2 protein-coding genes are annotated in these 1,621 nt (G+C 64.7%); one reads left to right on the top strand and one right to left on the bottom strand.

The window, feature by feature from the left end; genetic code table 11:
- A partial coding sequence (locus Rhe02_RS49405) for a Scr1 family TA system antitoxin-like transcriptional regulator (RefSeq protein ID WP_239124579.1) occupies nt 1–300 on the top strand: 300 nt, incomplete at its 5' end.
- A gap of 451 nt (nt 301–751) precedes the next feature.
- On the opposite strand, the gene Rhe02_RS49400 is transcribed toward Rhe02_RS49405, so the two are convergent.
- A complete protein-coding gene (locus Rhe02_RS49400; RefSeq protein ID WP_203915544.1) occupies nt 752–1,453 on the bottom strand; it encodes a hypothetical protein in 702 nt (233 codons plus the stop codon).
- Nucleotides 1,454–1,621: the final 168 nt, after the last annotated feature.

Below are 1,621 nucleotides of genomic sequence, written 5' to 3'. Positions count from 1 at the left end.
GGCCCGCCCGAGACGATGGCCGGCCAACTGGCGCACCTGATCACGGCGTCCGTCCGTCCGAACGTGAGCCTTGGCATCGTGCCCATGCACGTCGATCGAACCATGTGGTCAAGCCCCGGATTCTGGATATTCGACAATGCACAGGTGGCGGTGGAAACACCTACCGCTGAGCTGGCCATCACGCAGCCCCGCGAGATCCAGATCTACGCCCGAGTGTTCGGCGAGCTGTCCGCCATGGCCGTTGTCGGGGCTGGCGCACGTGCGCTGATCATGGCCGCGATCGATCGCCTCGACGTGTGAGCCACGCGGGCAACCTTGGGCAATCTCGTAGAGAGCTGTGGTGCCGAATCCCTAACGTAGCCAACAGGTTCCCCGCCGATTTGAGAACAGGTTCCGGGTCGGCGGGAGACGTCGAGGGGGCGGAGCGCGAGCGAAACGTCCGCCCCCTTCCACCGACTGCGCAGCGACGTTTGGAGGTGCTCTGTGCGCCACTACTACTGCCTATGAGCGTGATGTCGCCGGAGAAGCTGGAGGCTGCGCGGCGCCGGGTGCAAGACCAGCTCGATCAGCATATGGACAGCGACCACGGCGGTTTCTGCCTTGCCTGCCAACAGGTTGCGCCGTGCGAGACCCGCAACGCCGCCTATCGGGTGTTTCTCGCGCTCGGCTTCCTGCCTCGCCGCAAGCCTGGCCGATGGGCGTACCGCTTGACCCATCGCACTGTGAACGTGGAAGGCCCTAGGTCGCACCCCTAGGGCCTTCCACCCTTAGCCGTGACACTCGGCGTCACAACGGCCGGCGCCGGACGATCGCATGCGAGCTGGGCGTCCGGTGCGCATGGGTCGGGAGGGTCCACCTTGCACACGCGCCACCCATTGTCGTTGACGAGGTGGAAAGTCCAATCCTGGTAGGCGCTTTGCCACCACATCCATTCCCCCGGTCGCCGTGCTGGGTTGATGTTCGCGTAGTTCCAGCTGGCCTTCGTCGTGTACGTGGCGCGGTCATCGTCGATCGCTTCGACGCCTGCGGAGGGATGCTCCTCGGCTCGATCGAAGGCAATCTTGCCGGGTACCTCAACGCGCTTAGCGGCCTTCACCAGGTCCAGCACTTGACGGTGCAGCGCGTCTTGGTTGCGGTCGCAGAATAGGTTGACCTCGATCTCATCGCCTGCCAGCGGCCCGCCAACTGGGGTGTCCTGGAAGTAGTCGAGAACTGCCAGGCTGGGACTTGCTGCGCCTTGGCCGGCCGCCAGCGTGCCGCCGACGAACCATCGAGCGAAAAGAACCCCTGGCACAGCAGCGCATACCAGCATGCTCAAGGCCAAGCCCGCCAGCCACAGCCGCCCCCTGCGGTGCGGCTTGGCGGGCCTTCCTACGGGTGGTGTCGAAGAAATTTCATGTTCCCCCGTCATTGATCGAGGATGACTCTCCGGATCGGAATCGACCACTATCACCGCGCTCCGCCCTCACGCTGGCGCTGTTGTCTCATTTGGTCAGCCTCGATTGAGGTCTTGGTCAGATCGCGCCAGCCGTCCGCTTGTGTTCGCTCCAGCATCTCCGCGACGGTGTGGCGCGCCTCTCGCTCGACCTCGGAGCGGCGCGACCAGACTTTGCCGCGCTCA

This window comes from Rhizocola hellebori (assembly GCF_016862955.1).
GTDB classification, from domain to species: Bacteria; Actinomycetota; Actinomycetes; order Mycobacteriales; family Micromonosporaceae; genus Rhizocola; species Rhizocola hellebori.
The sequence above is the reverse complement of the archived record's forward strand: the minus strand, read 5'-3'. Positions and strand labels throughout refer to the sequence as shown.